Here is a 19,834-nt window from a genome sequence, read left to right as displayed (position 1 = left end):
AGCCGCACCCGCTCGCGCGGCGGCCTGATGCCAACATGGGGTGATTCACAGCGTTACTCTATCGACTACTCCAATACGATGTGGGGCTCTGACGTCGACTTCACGGTGGTGCAGGCGCAAAACGTCTGGATCCGCACGCTGTATGACAAACACCGCTTTGTGATGCGCGGCAATCTCGGCTGGATTGAGACGGGTGATTTCGAGCGCGTTCCGCCGGACCTGCGCTTCTTCGCCGGGGGCGACCGCAGCATTCGCGGGTATAAGTACAAATCGATTTCACCTGAAAACGAAAAAGGCCAGCTGACCGGGGCATCCAAACTGGCGACCGGATCGCTGGAGTATCAGTACAACGTCAGCGGCAAGTGGTGGGGTGCCATGTTTGTTGACGGTGGTGAAGCGGTGAACGATATTCGCCGCAGCGATTTCAAAACCGGTGCAGGCGTGGGCGTACGCTGGCAGTCACCCGTCGGACCCATCAAGCTCGATTTCGCCGTGCCGGTGGGCGACAAAGATGAACACGGATTACAGTTTTACATCGGTCTGGGGCCTGAATTATGAGTTTATGGAAGAAAATAAGCCTCGGGGTGCTGATTTTTATCGTGCTGCTGCTCGGTACGGTGGCGTTTCTGGTGGGAACGACGACCGGGCTGCATCTGCTGTTTAACGCCGCGAACCGTTGGGTGCCGGGGCTGGAAATTGGTCAGGTAACGGGCGGCTGGCGAGACCTGCGTCTGAAGAACATCCGCTACGAGCAGCCGGGCGTGGCGGTCAACGCCGGGGAATTCCATCTCGCGGTGAAGCTGGGCTGCCTGCGGGACAGCAAGCTCTGTGTGAACGATCTGTCGCTAAAAGACGTCAACGTGGCGATAGACTCAAAGAAAATGCCGAAGTCTGTGCCGGTTGAGGAAGAGGACAGCGGCCCGCTGAATCTCTCCACGCCGTACCCGATTGCGCTCTATCGGGTGGCGCTCGATAACGTCAATATCAAAATCGACGACACCACCGTTTCGGTGATGGATTTCACCTCCGGCCTGCGCTGGCAGGAGAAAAACCTCACCCTGACGCCAACCTCGCTGCAAGGGTTGCTGATCGCGCTGCCGAAAGTGGCGGACGTGGCGCAGGAAGAGATCGTCGAACCGAAGATCCAGAACCCGCAGCCGGAAGAGAAGCCGCTGGGCGAAACGCTGAAAGAACTCTTCTCGAAGCCTGTCCTGCCTGAAATGACCGACGTGCATCTGCCGCTGAACCTCAACATTGAGGAGTTCAAAGGCGAGCAGCTGCGCCTGACCGGCGACACCGATCTGACGGTCTTTAACATGCTGCTGAAAGTCAGCAGCATTGACGGCAACATGAAGCTCGACGCGCTGGATATCGATACCAACCAGGGCTCGGTGAACGCGTCAGGCAACGCCCTGCTGCGCGACAGCTGGCCGGTGGATATCACACTCAATAGCGCCCTGAATATCGACCCGCTGAAGGGCGAAAAAGTGAAGGTTAAAGTGGGCGGGGCGCTGCGCGAGAAGCTGGATATCGGGGTGAATCTCTCCGGCCCGGTAGACATGGCCCTGCGCGCGCAAACCCAGCTGGCGGAAGCCGGGCTGCCGCTCAATCTGGAGGTTGTCAGCAAGCAGCTTTACTGGCCGTTTACCGGCGAAAAACAGTATCAGGCCGACGATCTGAAGCTGAAGCTGAGCGGCAAGATGACCGACTACACGCTCTCGTTCCGCACTGCGGTGAAGGGGCAGGGCGTGCCGCCCGCGACCATCACGCTGGATGCAAAAGGCAACGAACAGCAGGTTAACCTCGACAAGCTGACCGTCGCGGCGCTGGAAGGCAAAACGGAACTGACCGCGCTGCTCGACTGGCAGCAGGCGATCAGCTGGCGCGGCGAGCTGAAGCTGACGGGAATTAACACCGCCAAAGAGGTGCCGGACTGGCCGTCGAAGCTGGACGGGCTGATCAAAACCCGCGGCAGCCTCTACGGCGGCACGTGGCAGATGGACGTGCCGGAAATCAAGCTCACCGGGAACGTGAAGCAGAACAAGGTGAACGTTGAAGGCTCGGTGAAGGGCAACAGCTACCTGCAGTGGATTATCCCGGGACTGCACGTGGCGCTGGGCCGCAACACGGCGGATATCAAAGGCGAGCTGGGGGTAAAAGATCTCAATCTTGACGCCACCATCGACGCGCCGAATCTGGATAATGCCCTGCCGGGTCTGGGCGGTACGGCGAAAGGACTCGTGAAAGTGCGCGGCACCGTGGACGCGCCGCAGCTGCTGGCAGATATCACCGCCAACAATCTGCGCTGGCAGGAGCTGAGCGTTGCCCGCGTCCGCGTGGAAGGGGATGTGAAATCCACCGATCAGATCGGCGGCAACCTGAACCTGCGCGTGGAGCGCATTTCCCAGCCGGACGTGAACATTAGCCTGGTGACTCTGGACGCCAAAGGGAACGAGAAGCAGCACGACCTCCAGCTGCGCGTGCAGGGCGAGCCCGTCTCGGGCCAGCTTCACCTGACCGGCAGCTTCGACCGGAAGGAAACGCGCTGGAAAGGAACGCTGGACAACACCCGCTTCAACACCCCGGTGGGGCCGCTGTCGCTGTCGCGCTCCATTGCGCTGGACTACCGCAACGCCGAGCAGAAGATCAGCATCGGGCCTCACTGCTGGACCAACCCGAACGCGGAGCTGTGCGTGCCGCAGACCATTGATGCGGGGGCGGAAGGGCGCGCGCAGATCAACCTGAACCGCTTCGATCTGGCGATGCTGAAACCGTTTATGCCGGACACCACGCAGGCCAGCGGCGTCTTCAGCGGGAAAGCCGATGTCGCCTGGGATACCACCAAAGAGGGGCTGCCGCAGGGCAGCGTCACGCTTTCCGGCCGTAACGTGAAGGTGACGCAGGAAGTCAACGACGCGCCGCTGCCGGTGGCCTTCGACACCCTGAATGTGAGTGCAGACCTGCATAACAACCGTGCGGAGCTGGGGTGGCTTATCCGTCTGACCAACAACGGCCAGATGGACGGGCAGATACAGATTACCGATCCGCAGGGGCGGCGCAATCTGGGCGGCAACGTCAATATTCGTAACTTCAACCTGGCGATGGTCAACCCGATCTTCGCCCGCGGGGAAAAAGCCGAGGGTATGGTAAATGCCAACCTGCGCCTGGCGGGCAACGCGCAAAGCCCTCAGTTGTTCGGCCAGCTGCGGCTCAGCGGTGTGGATATCGACGGTAACTTTATGCCGTTCGATATGCAGCCCAGCCAGATTGCGATGAACTTCAACGGCATGAGCTCGACGCTAAACGGCTCGGTATTAACTCAGCAGGGGCAAATCAACCTGAGCGGCGACGCGGACTGGAGCCAGCTCGACAACTGGCGCGCCCGTATTGCCGCGAAAGGCAGTAAGGTGCGCATCACCGTACCGCCAATGGTGCGCCTGGACGTCTCGCCGGACGTGGTCTTTGAGGCGACGCCAAGCCTCTTCACCCTGGATGGCCGCGTGGACGTGCCGTGGGCGCGCATCGTGGTTCACGAGGTGCCGGAAAGCGCGGTTGGCGTCTCCAGTGATGAAGTTATGCTCAATGAAAATCTGAAACCTGCCGAAGAGAAGAGCGCTGGTATACCGATTAATAGTAACCTTATCGTGCACGTGGGAAATAACGTGCGGTTGGATGCGTTTGGGCTGAAGGCGAGGCTCACGGGCGACCTGAAAGTGGCGCAGGATAAACAAGGGCTTGGCCTCAACGGACAGATCAATATTCCTGAAGGGCGTTTTCATGCCTATGGTCAGGATCTGATTGTCCGTAAAGGCGAGCTGCTGTTCTCCGGCCCACCGGATCAACCGCTGTTGAACATCGAAGCGATTCGTAACCCGGAAGCGACGGAAAACGACGTCATTGCTGGCGTACGCGTCACCGGCTCTGCCGACGAACCGAAGGCGGAGATCTTCTCCGACCCGGCGATGTCGCAGCAGGAAGCCCTCTCTTATCTGCTGCGCGGACAAGGTCTGGACAGCGGACAAAGCGACAGTGCGGCGATGACCTCAATGTTGGTCGGTCTGGGGGTTGCACAAAGTGGGCAGGTTGTGGGTAAAATCGGCGAGACGTTCGGCGTAAGCAATCTGGCGCTGGACACCCAGGGCGTGGGTGACTCCTCGCAGGTGGTGGTCAGCGGCTATGTACTGCCGGGTCTGCAGGTAAAATATGGTGTGGGGATCTTTGACTCACTGGCAACACTCACGTTACGCTATCGCCTGATGCCTAAGCTATATCTGGAAGCAGTGTCCGGCGTAGACCAGGCACTTGATCTGCTCTATCAGTTTGAGTTTTAGCAATGCGAATATTTGTCTACGGCAGTTTACGAACCAGGCAAGGCAACAGTCACTGGATGACCAATGCCCAGCTACTGGGGAATTACAATATCGAGAACTACCAGTTGTACAGCCTGGGCCACTATCCAGGCGCGGTTCCCGGCGAAGGAACAGTACAGGGTGAAGTTTATCGTATTGATAATGCTACACTTGCCGAACTTGATGCCTTGCGCACCAGGGGCGGTGAATACGCTCGCCAGTTGATCCAGACACCGTACGGAAGCGCGTGGATGTATGTCTACCAGCGTCCGGTCGACGGGTTAACGCGGATTGTAAGCGGTAACTGGTTAGACAGAGACCAGTACTGAAAAACGACAACGCCACCGTGAGGTGGCGTTGTTTTTTTTCACTTTCAATTCTCTTCTGTATCCCTGCGTCGGGTTAAAAAAAGAGGAACGAACAGCATGATGTATGGGGCAATAAGCCATAAAAAACACAAGGCGCGTGAACGGCCATAGTAGTTTATGCATCGCGTATTGCTTGATATGACGGGCAGGAAAAACAGTAAAAACAGCAAAATCGCATAATCGCTTCGATAAGGGATCCATAAGTAAAACAAAAACCAGGCAAGTTGGAATGTCAGGATGCAGAGATACTGCCATTTGCTGTCTTTGCCGTAACAGTCAAACGCCTTTATGTAGCCCATCTTTATGCTTTGAAGAAAGAAACTTAGCATGTATAACGCTCACGATCGCGACGGTCAGAAGCGTGCTCGTCAGCAACGCTCCTAAAAAATAGCTGTGGGTGATATCAGTAGCACCCGAGCTTAAAGTATGTAATTTACTATATCCTCTATCTACTGCAACAAAAAGCGTATATAGCCCGATGTTAATACAGAACTGAAGCAGACAAGAAGTGACAATATTCGCTGGAATTCTTTTTAACAGAGTGAGTAACGTATAAATAATACTTGCTGAAAGAGCGAAGTAAAGCCCGTTAAATAAACTGGATAGTAAGGAGCTGTTTATTTCGCTGAATATTAAATTATCGCTTCCATAATACCATGCCAGATATTGAGTATACGTACTTCTGCCAAAGATAAAGGAGGCAATAATAATGACGAGTAGACTTACGATATGGATTTTCTTACTCATAATTTTGCTCCCTTAGAAAGCAGTTCCTTCATCGTTTTACTGGCCTCCAGCTGATCTTTGATTATGGCAAGGTCACGATTGTTGTGATTATATTTTGCAATAGCGGTTGGCGTTCCTTTACCACCATTGTCCATAAAGAAGACAATATCCTTACGACCATAAAGAAGGACCTGTGGGATGGGATCACGCCCATAGCTCACCGCCTGAGGAAGGGAGTGAATAGACTCTGTCGTGAGGAAGCGAGGAATATTTTCATGCTCAATATTGCCTAAAGGTGTAGTGGCTACAAGAGAGCCGATAAAATCAGTCGTATACACTAACGTATCTGTATCTTTGGTCGTTACTTTCGAGCCCGTAAGATATTTTATCTGTTGCCAAAGTGTAATATCTTTTGGGGTAACCTTAACACCATCCATAAACATATCTTGCTTGCGTTTTAGCTGAATGACAGTGCGGTGTACCTGTGTCAAAGAGGGGCTGATTTCCCCAACGGAAGGCATAAGTCCATCGCGGGAATATAGCCTTTCAATAATAAAGTAAATTCCAGTTGGGCGGGCAACATCAATGTTAATGGATGACATATGAATCCTGTAATCAATGGGGATTAATGCTCATTATGACAGTATGTGATTAATTGACAGCCTATTCAACCACTCCCACCATAAATGAGAGGGTGTCTTTGTTGTATTAACATGAAAGCCAAAGGGAATGGGATTTATCTTAAAAGGTAATGTATGCTGCTTTTAACAAAGATAAAAAAAGCCCCAGTATGCGGGGCTTTCATCAATCGACAGTAAGAATTACTTCTTAGCAGCGCGTTCGAAGGAGGCGATGATTTCTGCTTTCGCCGCTTCTGCGTTGTCCCAGCCGTCAACCTTAACCCATTTACCTTTTTCGAGGTCTTTGTAGTGCTCGAAGAAGTGGGCGATCTGCGCTTTCAGCAGCTCTGGCAGGTCATTCACATCTTTAATGTGATCGTACTCTTTGCTCAGCTTGGTGTGCGGTACCGCAACCAGCTTCGCATCTTCACCCGCTTCGTCAGTCATCTTCAGCACGCCAACAGGACGGCAGCGAATGACGGAGCCTGGCTGCAGTGGGTATGGCGTTGGAACCAGCACGTCAACCGGGTCACCGTCCAGAGACAGGGTGTGGTTGATGTAGCCGTAGTTGCACGGATAGAACATGGCAGTAGACATGAAACGGTCAACGAACAGCGCACCGGTGTCTTTGTCGATTTCGTATTTGATTGGATCTGCGTTGGCCGGGATTTCAATAACAACGTAGATGTCTTCTGGCAGTTCTTTACCCGCTGGGACGTTGAGTAAGCTCATGTCGGTGTCCTTTAAAATGGATGGTAAACAAGTGGCAGGTATTATAGCCAACTCACGCTGAATGTCTCCGCCTCTTTTCGCTTTCTCTCCCCGCAAGCTCCACTTTTCAGACCGTTTCCATGACAGGAAAATCCATAAACTCAGCCGCATTTTTAATGGTGAAATGAAAGCGATTACAAACTTGTGATTAACATTTTATTCACTTTCCTGAAGTGTGATGTAACGCAATTCGTTACATATTTCATTGGCTATAGTCATTTCGCAGAACATCTTTTAACCAACAATAAACACCCCTACGAGGACGCTCATATGTGGAAGCGCTTACTTCTTGTCACAGCAGTTTCGGCAGCCATGTCGTCTATGGCGATGGCCGCTCCCTTAACCGTAGGTTTTTCGCAAGTTGGCTCTGAATCCGGCTGGCGTGCGGCGGAAACCAACGTTGCGAAAAGCGAGGCTCAGAAACGCGGCATCACTCTGAAAATCGCCGATGGTCAGCAAAAGCAGGAAAACCAGATCAAAGCCGTGCGCTCGTTTATCGCCCAGGGCGTGGATGCCATTTTTATTGCACCAGTGGTGGCGACCGGCTGGGAACCGGTTCTGAAGGAAGCGAAAGACGCTGAAATTCCGGTCTTCCTGCTCGACCGTTCCATCGATGTTAAAGACAAATCTCTCTATATGACCACCGTCACCGCTAATAACGTGCTTGAAGGGCAGTTAATTGGCGACTGGCTGATTAAACAGGTCGACGGCAAGCCGTGTAACGTCGTTGAACTGCAGGGCACCGTCGGCGCGAGCGTGGCCATCGACCGTAAGAAAGGGTTTGCTGAGGCCATTGCCAAAGCGCCAAACATCAAGATTATCCGCTCCCAGTCCGGCGACTTTACCCGCAGTAAGGGTAAAGAGGTCATGGAGAGCTTTATCAAGGCTGAAAACAACGGCAAGAATATCTGCATGGTTTACGCCCACAACGATGACATGGCGATCGGGGCGATTCAGGCGATTAAAGAAGCGGGCCTGAAGCCGGGCAAAGATATCCTCACCGGCTCTATCGACGGCGTGCCGGACATCTACAAAGCGATGATCGACGGTGAAGCCAATGCCAGCGTCGAGCTGACGCCGAACATGGCGGGCCCGGCATTCGACGCGCTGGAGAAATTCAAGAAAGACGGAACGATGCCTGAGAAGGTGACCGTCACCAAGTCCACGCTCTACCTGCCTGATACAGCGAAAGAAGAGTTAGAGAAGAAGAAAAATATGGGCTACTGATCCAGTGAAATTGCCGGGTGGCGCTGCGCTTACCCGGCCTACGGGAACGTGCCGGGGACGTGAATATGAAAACTGAACAACACCAGGAAATCCTCCGCACAGAGGGCTTGAGTAAATTCTTCCCCGGCGTAAAGGCGCTGGATAGCGTTGATTTCAGCCTGCGGCGCGGTGAAATCATGGCGCTGCTGGGCGAGAACGGCGCGGGAAAATCGACGCTGATTAAATCGCTGACCGGCGTTTATCACGCCGATCGCGGCACCATCTGGCTGGAAGGCAACGCCATTTCGCCAAAAAATACCGTCCACGCCCAGCAGCTGGGGATCGGAACGGTTTACCAGGAAGTGAACCTGCTGCCGAATATGTCGGTGGCGGACAACCTGTTTATTGGCCGCGAGCCACGCCGCTTTGGCCTGCTGCGCCGCAAAGAGATGGAGGCGCGCGCCACGAAGCTGATGGAGTCCTACGGCTTCTCCCTCGACGTTCGCGAGCCGCTGAACCGCTTTTCCGTGGCGATGCAGCAGATCGTCGCCATCTGTCGCGCGATCGATCTCTCTGCGAAGGTGCTGATCCTCGATGAACCCACCGCCAGCCTCGATACCCAGGAAGTGGAGATGCTCTTCACCCTGATGCGCCAGCTGCGCGATCAGGGCGTGAGCCTGATCTTCGTCACGCACTTCCTCGATCAGGTGTATGAGGTGAGCGACCGCATTACGGTGCTGCGCAACGGCAGCTTTGTCGGCTGCCGCGAAACCCGCGAGCTGCCGCAGATCGAGCTGGTGAAAATGATGCTGGGCCGCGAGCTGGAAACCAACGCGCTCCAGCGTGCGGGCCGCACGTTGCTGAGCGAAAAACCGGTTGCCGCGTTCAGCGATTACGGCAAGAAAGGCGTGATATCGCCGTTTAACCTTGAGGTGCGTCCCGGCGAAATTGTCGGGCTGGCGGGCCTGCTGGGCTCGGGCCGAACCGAAACCGCCGAGGTGATCTTCGGGATCAAGCCTGCCGACAGCGGCACCGCGCTGATCAAGGGCAAACCGCAAACCCTGCGATCGCCGCATCAGGCCTCCTGTCTGGGCGTTGGCTTCTGCCCGGAAGACCGGAAAACGGACGGCATCATTGCCGCCGCCTCGGTGCGGGAAAATATCATCCTGGCCCTGCAGGCCCAGCGCGGCTGGCTACGCCCGATCCCTCGTAAAGAGCAAAACGCCATCGCCGAGCGCTTTATTCGCCAGCTCGGCATCCGCACCCCGAGTGCGGAACAGCCGATTGAATTTCTCTCCGGCGGTAACCAGCAGAAGGTGCTGCTCTCCCGCTGGCTACTGACCAAACCGCAGTTCCTGATCCTTGACGAGCCGACGCGCGGTATCGACGTGGGCGCGCACGCCGAAATTATCCGGCTTATCGAAACGCTCTGTGCGGACGGGCTGGCCCTGCTGGTTATCTCATCCGAGCTGGAGGAGCTGGTGGGCTATGCCGATCGCGTCATCATTATGCGCGATCGCAAACAGGTGGCAGAGATCCCGCTGGATAAACTGTCCGTTCCGGCAATCATGAATGCCATCGCGGCGTAAGGAGTGAATCGTGATGTCCCGTTCGCTTTCGCAAACCGGTGAGTCAAAGCGCCGCTTTAGCTGGCCAACCGGCACGCCGCAAATTGCAGCGCTGCTGGTGGTGCTGCTGGTAGATAGCCTTGTCGCACCGCATTTCTTCCAGATTATTGTTCAGGATGGCCGCCTGTTTGGCAGCCCGATCGATATTTTAAACCGCGCCGCGCCCGTGGCGCTGCTGGCGATTGGGATGACGCTGGTGATCGCCACCGGCGGAATAGATCTCTCCGTCGGTGCGGTGATGGCTATTGCCGGGGCCACGGCAGCCTCAATGACCGTGGCCGGTCACAGCCTGCCGGTGGTACTGCTGGCGGCCTTAGGCACCGGCGTGCTGGCCGGACTATGGAACGGCATTCTGGTGGCGGTGCTGAAAATTCAGCCCTTTGTCGCTACGCTGATCCTGATGGTGGCCGGGCGCGGGGTCGCACAGCTGATCACCTCGGGGCAGATTGTTACCTTCAACTCTCCGAGCCTGGCATGGCTTGGCAGCGGTAACCTTCTGTTCTTCCCGACGCCGGTGATTATTGCCCTGGTCACGCTTATTGTCTTTTGGCTCTTCACCCGCAAAACGGCGCTCGGCATGTTTATTGAGGCGGTGGGGATCAACATTCGCGCCGCGCGCAACGCCGGGGTCAACACCCGCCTGATGGTGATGCTGACCTACGTGCTGAGCGGCGTCTGCGCCGCCATTGCCGGTGTCATCGTCGCCGCCGATATTCGCGGGGCCGATGCCAATAACGCCGGGCTCTGGCTGGAGCTGGATGCGATCCTCGCGGTGGTGATCGGCGGCGGGTCGCTGATGGGCGGGCGCTTTAACCTGCTGCTCTCGGTGATCGGCGCGCTGATCATTCAGGGCATGAACACCGGGATCCTGCTCTCTGGATTCCAGCCGGAACTCAACCAGGTGGTAAAAGCGGTAGTTGTACTCTGCGTGCTGATCGTCCAGTCGCCGCGCTTTGTCAGCATCATTAAGGGGATCCGTGGCCATGATAAAACGTAATTTACCGTTAATGATCACGCTGGGCGTGTTTGTGCTGGGGTATCTCTACTGCCTCACGCAGTTCCCCGGTTTTGCCTCAACGCGCGTGATCTGCAACATTCTGACGGACAACGCCTTTTTAGGCATTATCGCCGTCGGCATGACCTTTGTGATCCTCTCCGGCGGGATCGATCTCTCCGTCGGGTCGGTGATCGCGTTCACGGGGGTATTCCTCGCGAAGGCGATCGGCTTCTGGGGCATCTCGCCGCTGGTGGCGTTTCCGCTGGTGCTGGTGATGGGCTGCGCGTTTGGCGCCTTTATGGGGCTTCTGATCGACGCGCTGAAAATTCCGGCCTTTATCATCACGCTGGCCGGGATGTTTTTCCTGCGCGGCGTAAGTTATCTGGTTTCTGAGGAGTCGATTCCGATTAACCATCCGGTGTATGACACGCTCTCCAGCCTGGCGTGGAAAATTCCCGGCGGCGGTCGCCTGAGCGCGATGGGGCTGCTGATGCTGGGCGTGGTGGTGATTGGCATTTTCCTCGCCCACCGAACCCGGTTTGGCAATCAGGTTTACGCTATTGGCGGCAACGCCACGTCGGCCAACCTGATGGGGATCTCAACCCGCAGCACCACCATCCGCATCTATATGCTTTCGACCGGCCTGGCAACCCTGGCGGGTATTGTCTTCTCGGTGTATACCCAGGCGGGCTATGCCCTTGCAGGCGTCGGCGTTGAACTGGATGCGATTGCTTCTGTGGTTATCGGCGGCACGCTGCTCAGCGGCGGGGTAGGGACGGTGCTGGGGACGCTGTTCGGCGTGGCGATTCAGGGCCTGATACAAACCTATATCAACTTTGACGGCACGCTCAGCTCGTGGTGGACGAAGATCGCCATTGGCATTCTGCTGTTTATTTTTATTGCCCTGCAGCGGGGGCTGACGGTGCTCTGGGAGAACCGTCAAAGCTCGCCTGTTACCCGCGTAAACACATCGGTAACAGAGCGATAACACGCTGAATTTGCTTAAAGTCTAAACATTTTCCGGTAGCGGCCGATACTCTTCTTTTATGCCCAGAAATATCTCGCTACCGGAAATAATATCATGCTTAAAACGCTATCGATTCGTACCGGCTTGCTCTCTTTACTGGCCGTTATGACCCTTCTGCTGCTGATTGTCAGCGGCATCGGCATTTATGCCCTCACACAGAGTTCTTCCTCACTGCAGCGCATTAATCACCTTCAGGGTGAGCAGATGGTGCAGCTGAACACCGGCTATACGCTGATCCTGCGCGCGCGCAATGAGGCGGGTCAGGCCGTCCGCATGATGGAAATCGGCATGCTGGACGATGCGGCCAAAGCGGTAAAAAACATCAATCAGGAAGTCGCCCTGGCCCGGAAAACGTTAAAAGGCGTGATTGACGGCGGCGTGGCTGACGAACAGGGGCAGCAGCTCCTCGACAAAGTCGCGGCCAGCCTGGCGACGTATAACCAGCAGGGGATCGGCCCGATGCTGAAAACCCTGAATGACCAGAGCGCAGATAGCTATTACGATCTGCTGGAGAACACGCTAATTCCGGTGGCGAAGCAGTTCGATAACGACATGCAGGCGTTTCAGAAATGGAGCGAAGCGCGGGGTCAGGCGGAAGTGAGCGCCGTGCAGGCGAGTAAAACCCGCGTGCTGATCCTGATTATTGTCGCTGCGCTGCTGACGGCGGGCATTATCGCGCTCGCCTGGCTGGCGCTGCGCCATATGCTGCTCAAGCCGCTGTCGGCCTCCATTGCGCAGCTGGAGAACGTGGCGGCGGGCGATTTAACCCACACGCTGAATGCCCCGGCGAGCCAGGAGTTTAACCGCCTCAACGCGGCGATAGAGGAGATGCGTCAGTCGCTGATGAGCTCGGTTCTGCGGGTTCGCGATGCCAGCTCGCAAATTGATACCGGCAGCCGCGAGCTGACGGCGGGGAACCGGGATCTTGCCGAGCGCACCGAATCCACCGCCACGTCGCTGGAGCAGACCGCCGCCAGCATGGAGCAGATCACCGCCACGGTGAAGCTTAACGCCGACAACGCCGAGCAGGCGCACCAGCTGGCGAAGTCTGTTTCCGACACCGCCGATCACGGCAGCGAAATGGTCTGCTACGTGATTGAAAAAATGCGCGATATCTCCGGCAGTTCGGCGCGCATCGCCGACATCCTGAGCGTGATTGACGGTATTGCCTTCCAGACCAACATTCTGGCGCTTAACGCCTCCGTGGAAGCGGCGCGCGCGGGCGAGCAGGGGCGCGGGTTTGCCGTGGTCGCGGGTGAAGTCCGCAACCTTGCCAGCCGCAGCGCCGACGCGGCGAAAGAGATTCGCTCTCTGATCGGCGATTCGCAGGCCCACGTTAACGAGGGCAGCGAGCTGGCCCAGCAGGCGGGTGAAACGATGGATGAGATTGCCACTGAAGTGCTGCGGATGACCAAACTGATGCGTGAAATTGCCACCGCGTCTCAGGAGCAGAGCCGCGGCATCGAGCAGGTGAATATTGCGGTGAACCAGATGGATGAAACCGCGCAGCAGAATGCGACGCTGGTGCAGCAATCCTCCGCCGCGACCCGCTCCCTTGAGGAGCAGTCGCGTCAGCTGATGGAAGCCATGTCATCATTTAAAGTGACGGCTCAGACTGCGGCATAATATTTCCCAGCCCCGGTGCGTTCTGTGCCGGGGCTTTATTTCTCGCGGAATTTACCGCCGCAATATTATCGTGAATATCACCCATTAATAATTCCAGCGAGCTGGTTAACGCTAACGCTTTTTCAGTCGGCTCGAGATATAAACCTTTGCGGAAAAATAACGGCTCATCAAACAGTTGATTAAAACGCTTCAACGCCAGGCTCACCGCAGGACGGGACATCTCCAGGCGCAAAGAGGCTTTTGCCATACTGCCGCAGCGGACGACTTCAATAAATACAGGGATAAGATTTAAATCAATGCCGGTATTAGCCCGGGAATAATTTTTCATTGCAATTCTGCTCCAGGAAATAAATGTCAAACTGTTATGGAAATAATGCAGGAGCAGGGGTGAAGATTAAAGCGTGATTTTTATAAACACTTATACGGTAAAATATATAAATGTGTTGGGGAGCCAGACTGGCTCCCCAGGAGAGATATTACGCGTCCGGGTACTCACGGATAAAACGTTCAACGTCTTCAACCATATGGTTGTTGCCAACGAAGAACGAACGACGCTGGTGAAGGCTTTCCGGCACGATGTCCAGAATACGCTGTTTACCGTCGCTCGCCTTGCCGCCCGCCTGTTCGGCCAGGAACGCCATCGGGTTGCATTCGTACAGCAGGCGCAGCTTCCCGTCCGGGTGGCTGGCTGTGCTTGGGTAGAGGTAAATACCGCCCTTCAGCAGGTTACGGTGGAAATCCGCGACCAGAGAGCCAATGTAGCGGGACGTGTAAGGGCGCTGGGTCGCTTTATCTTCTTCCTGGCAGAATTTGATGTACTTCTTCACGCCGTTCGGGAACTTGATGTAGTTGCCTTCGTTGATGGAGTAAGTGCTGCCTTTCTCCGGGAAGCGCATACGTTCCTGGCACAGGCAGAAGACGCCCAGCGACGGATCGTAGGTAAAGGCGTGAACCCCGCATCCGGTGGTGTAGACCAGCATGGTGGAGGAGCCATAGACGACGTAACCGGCCGCAACCTGGTTACTGCCCGGCTGCAGGAAATCTTCCTCGGTTACCGGCGTACCAACAGGCGTGACGCGGCGGTAGATGGAGAAAATGGTACCGACAGAAACGTTAACGTCGATGTTGGAGGAGCCGTCGAGCGGATCCATCAGTACGACGTATTTCGCGTGTTCACACCCTTCGAATACAACAATTTCATCTTCTTCTTCGGAGGCGATACCCGCAACGATGTCGCGCGCGCGCAGTGCAGCTTTCAGTTTTTCATTTGCGAACAGATCGAGTTTCTGCTGAACCTCGCCCTGAACGTTCTCGGCACCGCTGGCACCCAGGATATCGACCAGACCGGCCTTGTTGATATCACGGTGGATGATCTTAGCGCCCAGCTTTATTGCCGACAGCAAAGCAGTGAGTTCACCCGTAGCATGAGAGAACTCGTGCTGCTTTTCGACAATAAATTCACCTAACGTTTTCATAACACTTTCCCTGCATCTTTGTGAGTAGAGCGATTGTATGTTCACTAAAACGACTAAAGCCCAACAATCTTAACAAATATTCAAATAGTAGCGCAGAGGTGAATCGCGCCAGCAACATACGGATTTACCTGAAATGCGTTTCACAGCCGCTAACATGTGAGTAAAATGTGCGCCACATTAAAGAAGGATAATGACGTATGCGCATTCATATATTGGGGATTTGTGGCACTTTCATGGGCGGACTGGCAATGCTGGCGCGCTCGCTGGGCCATGAAGTGACAGGTTCGGACGCCAATGTGTATCCGCCGATGAGCACGCTTCTGGAGAAACAGGGCATCTCTTTAATTCAGGGCTACGATGCCAGCCAGCTGGAGCCCGAGCCGGATCTGGTCATCATTGGCAACGCCATGACCCGCGGTAACCCGTGCGTTGAAGCGGTGCTGGAACGCAATATTCCGTTCATGTCCGGCCCGCAGTGGCTGCATGATTTCGTGCTGCGCGACCGCTGGGTGGTTGCCGTAGCCGGTACCCACGGCAAAACCACCACCGCCGGCATGGCGACCTGGATCCTTGAAGCCTGCGGCTACAAGCCGGGCTTCGTGATCGGCGGCGTGCCGGGTAACTTCGACGTCTCTGCGCGTCTCGGCGACAGCCCGTTCTTTGTGATTGAAGCGGATGAATACGACTGCGCATTCTTCGACAAGCGTTCCAAATTCGTGCACTACTGCCCGCGCACGCTGATCCTCAACAACCTTGAGTTTGACCACGCGGATATCTTTGACGACCTGAAAGCCATTCAGAAACAGTTCCACCACCTGGTGCGCATTGTTCCGGGCCAGGGCCGCATTATCCTGCCGGAGAACGACATCAACCTGAAGCAGACCATGGCGATGGGCTGCTGGAGCGAGCAGGAACTGGTGGGCGAGCAGGGCCACTGGCAGGCGAAAAAACTCAACGCGGATGCCTCCGAGTGGGAAGTACTGCTCGACGGTGAGAAAGTGGGCGAGGTGAAGTGGGGCCTGGTGGGCGAGCACAACATGCACAACGGCCTGATGGCGATCGCCGCGGCGCGCCACGTGGGCGTACTGCCTGCGGATGCTGCCAATGCGCTGGGGACGTTTATCAACGCCCGCCGCCGCCTGGAGCTGCGCGGCGAAGCGAACGGCGTGACGGTGTATGACGATTTCGCGCACCACCCAACGGCCATTCTGGCGACGCTTGCCGCCCTGCGTGGCAAGGTTGGCGGCACCGCGCGCATTCTGGCGGTGCTGGAACCGCGCTCGAACACCATGAAAATGGGCATCTGCAAAGACGACCTCGCGCCGTCCCTGGGACGTGCCGACGAAGTCTTCCTGCTGCAGCCGCAGCATATTCCGTGGCAGGTGGCTGAAGTGGCCGACGCCTGCATTCAGCCTGCGCACTGGAGCGCGGACGTGGATGTCTTAGCGGATATGGTGGTGAAAGCCGCACAGCCTGGCGACCACATTCTGGTGATGAGCAACGGCGGGTTCGGTGGGATCCATCAGAAGCTGCTGGACGGTCTGGCGAAGAAAGCCGCGGCCACAGAGTAAAAAAAAGCCCGGTGGCGCTAGCGCTTACCGGGCTTACATTATCTCTTCTCCCTCTTCCCTTTGGGGTGAGGGGCTTACTCTGCGTTCTCAGACAGCTCGCGCAGATACTGGAAAATCAGACGCGCGGATTTCGGCGGCTTATTCCCCTCTTTCTCTTTCTTCGCGTTGCGGATCAAAGAACGCAGCTGCTGGCGGTCGGCATCCGGCCACAGGTTCAGCACTTCCGGTACCGCATCATCACCCTGTTCAATCAGACGATCGCGGATCTGCTCCAGCTTATGGAACAGCGCAACCTGCTGGTTGTGGCGGTTTTTCAGCTTGTCCAGCGCCTGACGGATCGGATCCACGTCGCGCTGACGCAGCATTTTACCAATAAGCTGAAGCTGGCGACGACGGCCTTCTTTCTTGATTTTCTGTGCCAGTTCAATGGCATCACGCAGATCCTGGTCGAGCGGGATCTTATCCAGCGCGTTTTTACCCAGTTCTACCATTTCAGCGCCAAGCTGTTTTAACTCTTCGGCGTCACGTTTAATTTCACTTTTACTGACCCAGATGATCTCATCATCTTCGTCTTCGATGTCATCACCGGGAACGTCGTCGAGCCAGTCTTCGGGCTGCTTAGTCATGTCAGGCTCCTTAAAAAAAGAGGCTAATGTTACCAGTTAAGACGCGCACTGAAAAACGGTTCTCTGTTAGACTTCACTTAACTCTCTCTTACAGTATGGCATTTGCGATGAAAGTAACCTCACAAGTTGAAGCGCAGCGTAAGATTCTGGAAGAAGCCGTCTCCACCGCGCTGACGCTCGCTTCAGGTAAATCAGATGGCGCCGAAGTGGCGGTCAGCAAAACCACCGGCATTAGCGTGAGCACCCGCTATGGCGAAGTGGAGAATGTAGAATTTAACAGCGATGGCGCGCTTGGGATCACGGTGTATCACCAGAACCGCAAAGGCAGTGCGTCGTCCACCGATCTCAGCCCGGATGCCATCGCCCGCACGGTGCAAGCGGCGCTGTATATCGCCCGTTACACCTCTCCGGATCCTTACGCAGGCGTGGCGGATAAAGATCTGCTGGCGTTTGACGCGCCGGATCTCGATCTGTTCCATCCGGCGGAAGTGACCCCGGACGAAGCCATTGAGCTGGCCGCGCGCGCCGAGCAGGCGTCTTTGCAGGCTGACAAGCGCATCACAAATACCGAAGGCGGCAGCTTCAACAGCCACTACGGCATCAAAGTTTTCGGCAACAGCCACGGCATGCTGCAGGGCTACTGCTCCACCCGTCACTCGCTTTCAAGCTGCGTAATTGCCGAAGAGAACGGTGACATGGAGCGTGACTACGCCTACACCATTGGCCGCGCGCTGGGGGATTTGCAGTCTCCTGAATGGGTGGGCAAAGAGTGTGCCGAACGCACGCTGTCTCGCCTGTCGCCGCGTAAGCTCTCCACCATGAAGGCCCCGGTCATTTTTGCCAATGAAGTGGCGACCGGCCTGTTTGGTCATCTGGTGGGCGCTATCGCGGGCGGCTCGGTGTACCGTAAATCCACCTTCCTGCTCGACTCGCTGGGCAAGCAGATCCTGCCGGAGTGGCTGACTATCGAGGAACATCCGCACCTGCTGAAAGGGCTGGCCTCCACGCCATTCGACAGCGAAGGCGTGCGCACGGAACGCCGCGATATTGTTAAAGACGGCATTCTGACCCAGTGGCTGCTGACCAACTACTCCGCACGCAAGCTGGGGCTGAAAAGCACCGGACATGCGGGCGGGATCCACAACTGGCGCATTGCCGGTCAGGGCCTGAACTTCGAGCAGATGCTGAAAGAGATGGGCACCGGTCTGGTGGTCACCGAGCTGATGGGCCAGGGCGTAAGCGGCATCACCGGCGACTACTCTCGCGGTGCGGCAGGCTTCTGGGTCGAAAACGGCGAAATCCAGTATCCGGTAAGCGAAATTACCATCGCCGGCAACCTGAAGGACATGTGGCGCAATATCGTTACGGTCGGTAACGATATTGAAACACGTAGCAATATACAGTGTGGTTCTGTGTTACTGCCGGAAATGAAAATCGCCGGCCAGTAATACCCGTAAAGGCGTTTTAATAATAAAAAAGGAAGTGAGCAATGCGTAAACACCTGTTAGCGATCGTCGCGGCTTCAACGCTGGTTCTTGGCTCTTCTGCGTTTGCTGCCGATCTCGAAGACAACATGGACATCCTCAGTCAAAACCTGAAGGTAGTGCAGAAAACGGACAATGCGGCGGAAATGAAAGGCGCACTGACCAAAATGCGTGAAGCGGCGCTGGACGCGCAAAAAGCGACGCCGCCAAAGCTGGAAAGCAAAGCGGCAGACAGCGCAGAGATGAAAGACTATCGCCACGGCTTTGACGTACTGGTCGGTCAGATCGACGGCGCGCTGAAGCTGGCTAACGAAGGCAAAGTGAAGGAAGCCCAGGCGGCGGCCGACCAGTTTGTGGCGACGCGCAACACGTATCACAAGAAATACCGTTAATTGGGTGCCTGAGCTGTACGTCCTTCCTCCGTATGCGGAGGCGCACTAAGCGCCCCCGCATCCTTGCTCCCTACTGGCCGGAGCTACAATCCATCCGCGCTGTCACTTCAAGCGAGCCGTTTCGAAAACGGATCTCGCACAGTGTTTTCCTCGTCACCAGCGTTAAGATGATTATTGTCAAAGCAACAATCATCGAAACCCGGATAATTGGGGATTGGCGTTTCATGGATGCCTCCTTGCTTTAAAGCGGGCGAGGTAGCGAACTCCACGGTCCGACGTGTCGTTTCGAGCCCCCGCCCTGATTTTCTATCAGGCGGGGCTTTCCACTTTCCGTCCCATGCCTGAGACGGTCAGTCTCAAGCACCCGCCGCCACTCTAGCGAATCCCCATAAGAAAACCTTATCCACGTCACATTTCTACGAGCCTGCTCGTAAACTTTTCCACTCCGCTTACCTGTTTAGTGCCGCTTAATAGCGTGATATTCATCACGTAAATGCGGCCGTTAATCCTGATTCACCATATTTATGTGGCACAGATCACTGCTGCGGCTCGCCTTTCCACTTCGAAGTGGAAAACAACTCGCTACAAACCCTTCACGCCCAACGTTAGTTTTATTCCAGAGCCATTAACGGGGTAAGACGAGTGATTAACGGAGCGGTAATGAACGACGTTGGGGAACAGGCGGTGCAAACAGAACAGCTCGCGAACACCATGCTGCAGCAGGTTTATGCCCTGCTGGCCCGGCACAACATCATCCCCAATGCGGTACAGGAGCAGATGCTCACCTCCCACGTTCGCGCAATGGCGCACCGGTCCGTGACCGGCGAGCCGCTGCCGGAGGTTGAAGCAGAGCTGTTCGACGAAATTTCACCAGATTCAATGCAGCTTGCCCGTGAAGTGGTGGCGCAGTTTGGCAACCTTCCTGATGAAGCTGTCTCTTATACACATCTGACGCTGCCGACGACGGA

At 55.9% G+C, this 19,834-nt stretch carries 18 protein-coding genes and 1 pseudogene; 12 read left to right on the top strand and 7 right to left on the bottom strand.

Features of this window, described 5'->3' with window-relative positions:
- The 3 genes and pseudogenes from tamA to HBA26_RS21135 form a co-directional block, all read left to right on the top strand.
- Positions 1–558 (top strand): annotated as a pseudogene (tamA, locus tag HBA26_RS21145) (autotransporter assembly complex protein TamA); the annotation flags it as partial.
- The gene (gene tamB / locus HBA26_RS21140) at positions 555–4,331 is read left to right on the top strand and encodes an autotransporter assembly complex protein TamB (protein ID WP_126345994.1); all 3,777 of its coding nucleotides are present in this window, start codon (positions 555–557) and stop codon (positions 4,329–4,331) included. The pseudogene tamA and the gene tamB, both read left to right, overlap by 4 nt.
- Positions 4,332–4,333: 2 nt before the next feature.
- Entirely contained in the window at positions 4,334–4,678 is a 345-nt protein-coding gene (locus tag HBA26_RS21135; protein ID WP_008501424.1) for a gamma-glutamylcyclotransferase, read from the top strand.
- A gap of 315 nt (positions 4,679–4,993) precedes the next feature.
- On the opposite strand, the gene HBA26_RS21130 is transcribed toward HBA26_RS21135, so the two are convergent.
- From HBA26_RS21130 to ppa, 3 genes are all read right to left on the bottom strand, one after another.
- Positions 4,994–5,464, bottom strand: a complete 471-nt coding sequence (locus HBA26_RS21130) for a hypothetical protein (protein WP_047366994.1) — start codon at positions 5,462–5,464, stop codon at positions 4,994–4,996.
- Complete coding sequence (locus tag HBA26_RS21125; RefSeq protein WP_028015288.1) at positions 5,461–6,045, bottom strand: hypothetical protein; 585 nt, start codon at positions 6,043–6,045, stop codon at positions 5,461–5,463. The genes HBA26_RS21130 and HBA26_RS21125 overlap by 4 nt, the downstream gene beginning before the upstream one ends.
- 219 nt (positions 6,046–6,264) lie before the next feature.
- Entirely contained in the window at positions 6,265–6,795 is a 531-nt protein-coding gene (gene ppa, locus HBA26_RS21120; RefSeq protein WP_041911466.1) for an inorganic diphosphatase, read from the bottom strand.
- Between the two features lie 309 nt (positions 6,796–7,104).
- On the opposite strand from ppa, the gene ytfQ reads away from it, so the two are divergent.
- From ytfQ to HBA26_RS21095, 5 genes are all read left to right on the top strand, one after another.
- Positions 7,105–8,061 carry a galactofuranose ABC transporter substrate-binding protein YtfQ gene (gene ytfQ / locus HBA26_RS21115; RefSeq protein WP_021240696.1) on the top strand — a complete coding sequence of 319 codons (957 nt, stop codon included), beginning with the start codon at positions 7,105–7,107 and terminating at the stop codon, positions 8,059–8,061.
- Between the two features lie 65 nt (positions 8,062–8,126).
- Complete coding sequence (gene ytfR / locus HBA26_RS21110) at positions 8,127–9,629, top strand: galactofuranose ABC transporter, ATP-binding protein YtfR (protein ID WP_126345993.1); 1,503 nt, start codon at positions 8,127–8,129, stop codon at positions 9,627–9,629.
- 10 nt (positions 9,630–9,639) lie between these two features.
- The gene (ytfT, locus tag HBA26_RS21105) at positions 9,640–10,665 is read left to right on the top strand and encodes a galactofuranose ABC transporter, ATP-binding protein YtfT (protein WP_162268710.1); all 1,026 of its coding nucleotides are present in this window, start codon (positions 9,640–9,642) and stop codon (positions 10,663–10,665) included.
- Positions 10,652–11,653, top strand: coding sequence for a galactofuranose ABC transporter, permease protein YjfF (gene yjfF, locus HBA26_RS21100; RefSeq protein WP_021240694.1), 1,002 nt, complete (start codon positions 10,652–10,654; stop codon positions 11,651–11,653). Before ytfT ends, yjfF begins: the two co-directional genes overlap by 14 nt.
- Positions 11,654–11,746: 93 nt before the next feature.
- Positions 11,747–13,318 carry a methyl-accepting chemotaxis protein gene (locus HBA26_RS21095; RefSeq protein ID WP_126345992.1) on the top strand — a complete coding sequence of 524 codons (1,572 nt, stop codon included), beginning with the start codon at positions 11,747–11,749 and terminating at the stop codon, positions 13,316–13,318.
- Here HBA26_RS21095 and HBA26_RS21090 read toward each other — a convergent pair.
- Together HBA26_RS21090 and fbp are read right to left on the bottom strand one after the other, a co-directional pair.
- Positions 13,290–13,646: a LysR family transcriptional regulator gene (locus HBA26_RS21090; protein ID WP_048958953.1), complete on the bottom strand. Its 357-nt coding sequence runs from the start codon at positions 13,644–13,646 to the stop codon at positions 13,290–13,292. The genes HBA26_RS21095 and HBA26_RS21090 overlap by 29 nt on opposite strands.
- 148 nt (positions 13,647–13,794) lie before the next feature.
- On the bottom strand, positions 13,795–14,793 hold the full coding sequence (gene fbp, locus HBA26_RS21085) for a class 1 fructose-bisphosphatase (protein ID WP_028015293.1): 999 nt from the start codon (positions 14,791–14,793) through the stop codon (positions 13,795–13,797).
- A 197-nt stretch (positions 14,794–14,990) separates the two neighbouring features.
- On the opposite strand from fbp, the gene mpl reads away from it, so the two are divergent.
- Entirely contained in the window at positions 14,991–16,364 is a 1,374-nt protein-coding gene (gene mpl / locus HBA26_RS21080) for a UDP-N-acetylmuramate:L-alanyl-gamma-D-glutamyl-meso-diaminopimelate ligase (RefSeq protein ID WP_126345991.1), read from the top strand.
- Positions 16,365–16,438: 74 nt separating this feature from the next.
- On the opposite strand, the gene yjgA is transcribed toward mpl, so the two are convergent.
- Complete coding sequence (yjgA, locus tag HBA26_RS21075) at positions 16,439–16,990, bottom strand: ribosome biogenesis factor YjgA (protein WP_028015295.1); 552 nt, start codon at positions 16,988–16,990, stop codon at positions 16,439–16,441.
- Positions 16,991–17,085: 95 nt separating this feature from the next.
- Here yjgA and pmbA point away from each other — a divergent pair, with 95 nt between their 5' ends.
- Together pmbA and cybC are read left to right on the top strand one after the other, a co-directional pair.
- On the top strand, positions 17,086–18,438 hold the full coding sequence (gene pmbA / locus HBA26_RS21070) for a metalloprotease PmbA (protein ID WP_166721034.1): 1,353 nt from the start codon (positions 17,086–17,088) through the stop codon (positions 18,436–18,438).
- Positions 18,439–18,479: 41 nt separating this feature from the next.
- A complete protein-coding gene (gene cybC / locus HBA26_RS21065) occupies positions 18,480–18,866 on the top strand; it encodes a cytochrome b562 (protein ID WP_028015297.1) in 387 nt (128 codons plus the stop codon).
- Positions 18,867–18,936: 70 nt separating this feature from the next.
- Here the strand turns inward: cybC and HBA26_RS21060 are convergent, their stop codons facing one another.
- Positions 18,937–19,059 (bottom strand): Hok/Gef family protein, encoded by a 123-nt coding sequence (locus HBA26_RS21060; RefSeq protein ID WP_241235464.1) that lies wholly within the window; start codon positions 19,057–19,059, stop codon positions 18,937–18,939.
- Between the two features lie 449 nt (positions 19,060–19,508).
- On the opposite strand from HBA26_RS21060, the gene HBA26_RS21055 reads away from it, so the two are divergent.
- The coding region (locus HBA26_RS21055; protein WP_166721033.1) for a hypothetical protein at positions 19,509–19,834 on the top strand (326 nt) is incomplete at its 3' end.

The organism is Enterobacter sp. 725m/11 (assembly GCF_011683705.1).
In the GTDB taxonomy this organism is placed as follows: domain Bacteria; phylum Pseudomonadota; class Gammaproteobacteria; order Enterobacterales; family Enterobacteriaceae; genus Enterobacter; species Enterobacter bugandensis.
The sequence above is the reverse complement of the archived record's forward strand: the minus strand, read 5'-3'. Positions and strand labels throughout refer to the sequence as shown.

Excerpts from the sequence above, each read along its gene's own strand:
- HBA26_RS21135 (WP_008501424.1), top strand. The coding sequence starts at position 4,334 with ATGCGAATATTTGTCTACGGCAGTTTACGAACCAGGCAAGGCAACAGT.
- HBA26_RS21090 (WP_048958953.1), bottom strand. The coding sequence starts at position 13,646 with ATGAAAAATTATTCCCGGGCTAATACCGGCATTGATTTAAATCTTATC.
- cybC (WP_028015297.1), top strand. The coding sequence starts at position 18,480 with ATGCGTAAACACCTGTTAGCGATCGTCGCGGCTTCAACGCTGGTTCTT.
- yjfF (WP_021240694.1), top strand. The coding sequence starts at position 10,652 with ATGATAAAACGTAATTTACCGTTAATGATCACGCTGGGCGTGTTTGTG.
- HBA26_RS21095 (WP_126345992.1), top strand. The coding sequence starts at position 11,747 with ATGCTTAAAACGCTATCGATTCGTACCGGCTTGCTCTCTTTACTGGCC.
- ytfQ (WP_021240696.1), top strand. The coding sequence starts at position 7,105 with ATGTGGAAGCGCTTACTTCTTGTCACAGCAGTTTCGGCAGCCATGTCG.
- mpl (WP_126345991.1), top strand. The coding sequence starts at position 14,991 with ATGCGCATTCATATATTGGGGATTTGTGGCACTTTCATGGGCGGACTG.
- HBA26_RS21125 (WP_028015288.1), bottom strand. The coding sequence starts at position 6,045 with ATGTCATCCATTAACATTGATGTTGCCCGCCCAACTGGAATTTACTTT.
- pmbA (WP_166721034.1), top strand. The coding sequence starts at position 17,086 with ATGGCATTTGCGATGAAAGTAACCTCACAAGTTGAAGCGCAGCGTAAG.
- ppa (WP_041911466.1), bottom strand. The coding sequence starts at position 6,795 with ATGAGCTTACTCAACGTCCCAGCGGGTAAAGAACTGCCAGAAGACATC.
- HBA26_RS21130 (WP_047366994.1), bottom strand. The coding sequence starts at position 5,464 with ATGAGTAAGAAAATCCATATCGTAAGTCTACTCGTCATTATTATTGCC.
- yjgA (WP_028015295.1), bottom strand. The coding sequence starts at position 16,990 with ATGACTAAGCAGCCCGAAGACTGGCTCGACGACGTTCCCGGTGATGAC.
- tamB (WP_126345994.1), top strand. The coding sequence starts at position 555 with ATGAGTTTATGGAAGAAAATAAGCCTCGGGGTGCTGATTTTTATCGTG.
- fbp (WP_028015293.1), bottom strand. The coding sequence starts at position 14,793 with ATGAAAACGTTAGGTGAATTTATTGTCGAAAAGCAGCACGAGTTCTCT.
- HBA26_RS21060 (WP_241235464.1), bottom strand. The coding sequence starts at position 19,059 with ATGATTGTTGCTTTGACAATAATCATCTTAACGCTGGTGACGAGGAAA.
- ytfR (WP_126345993.1), top strand. The coding sequence starts at position 8,127 with ATGAAAACTGAACAACACCAGGAAATCCTCCGCACAGAGGGCTTGAGT.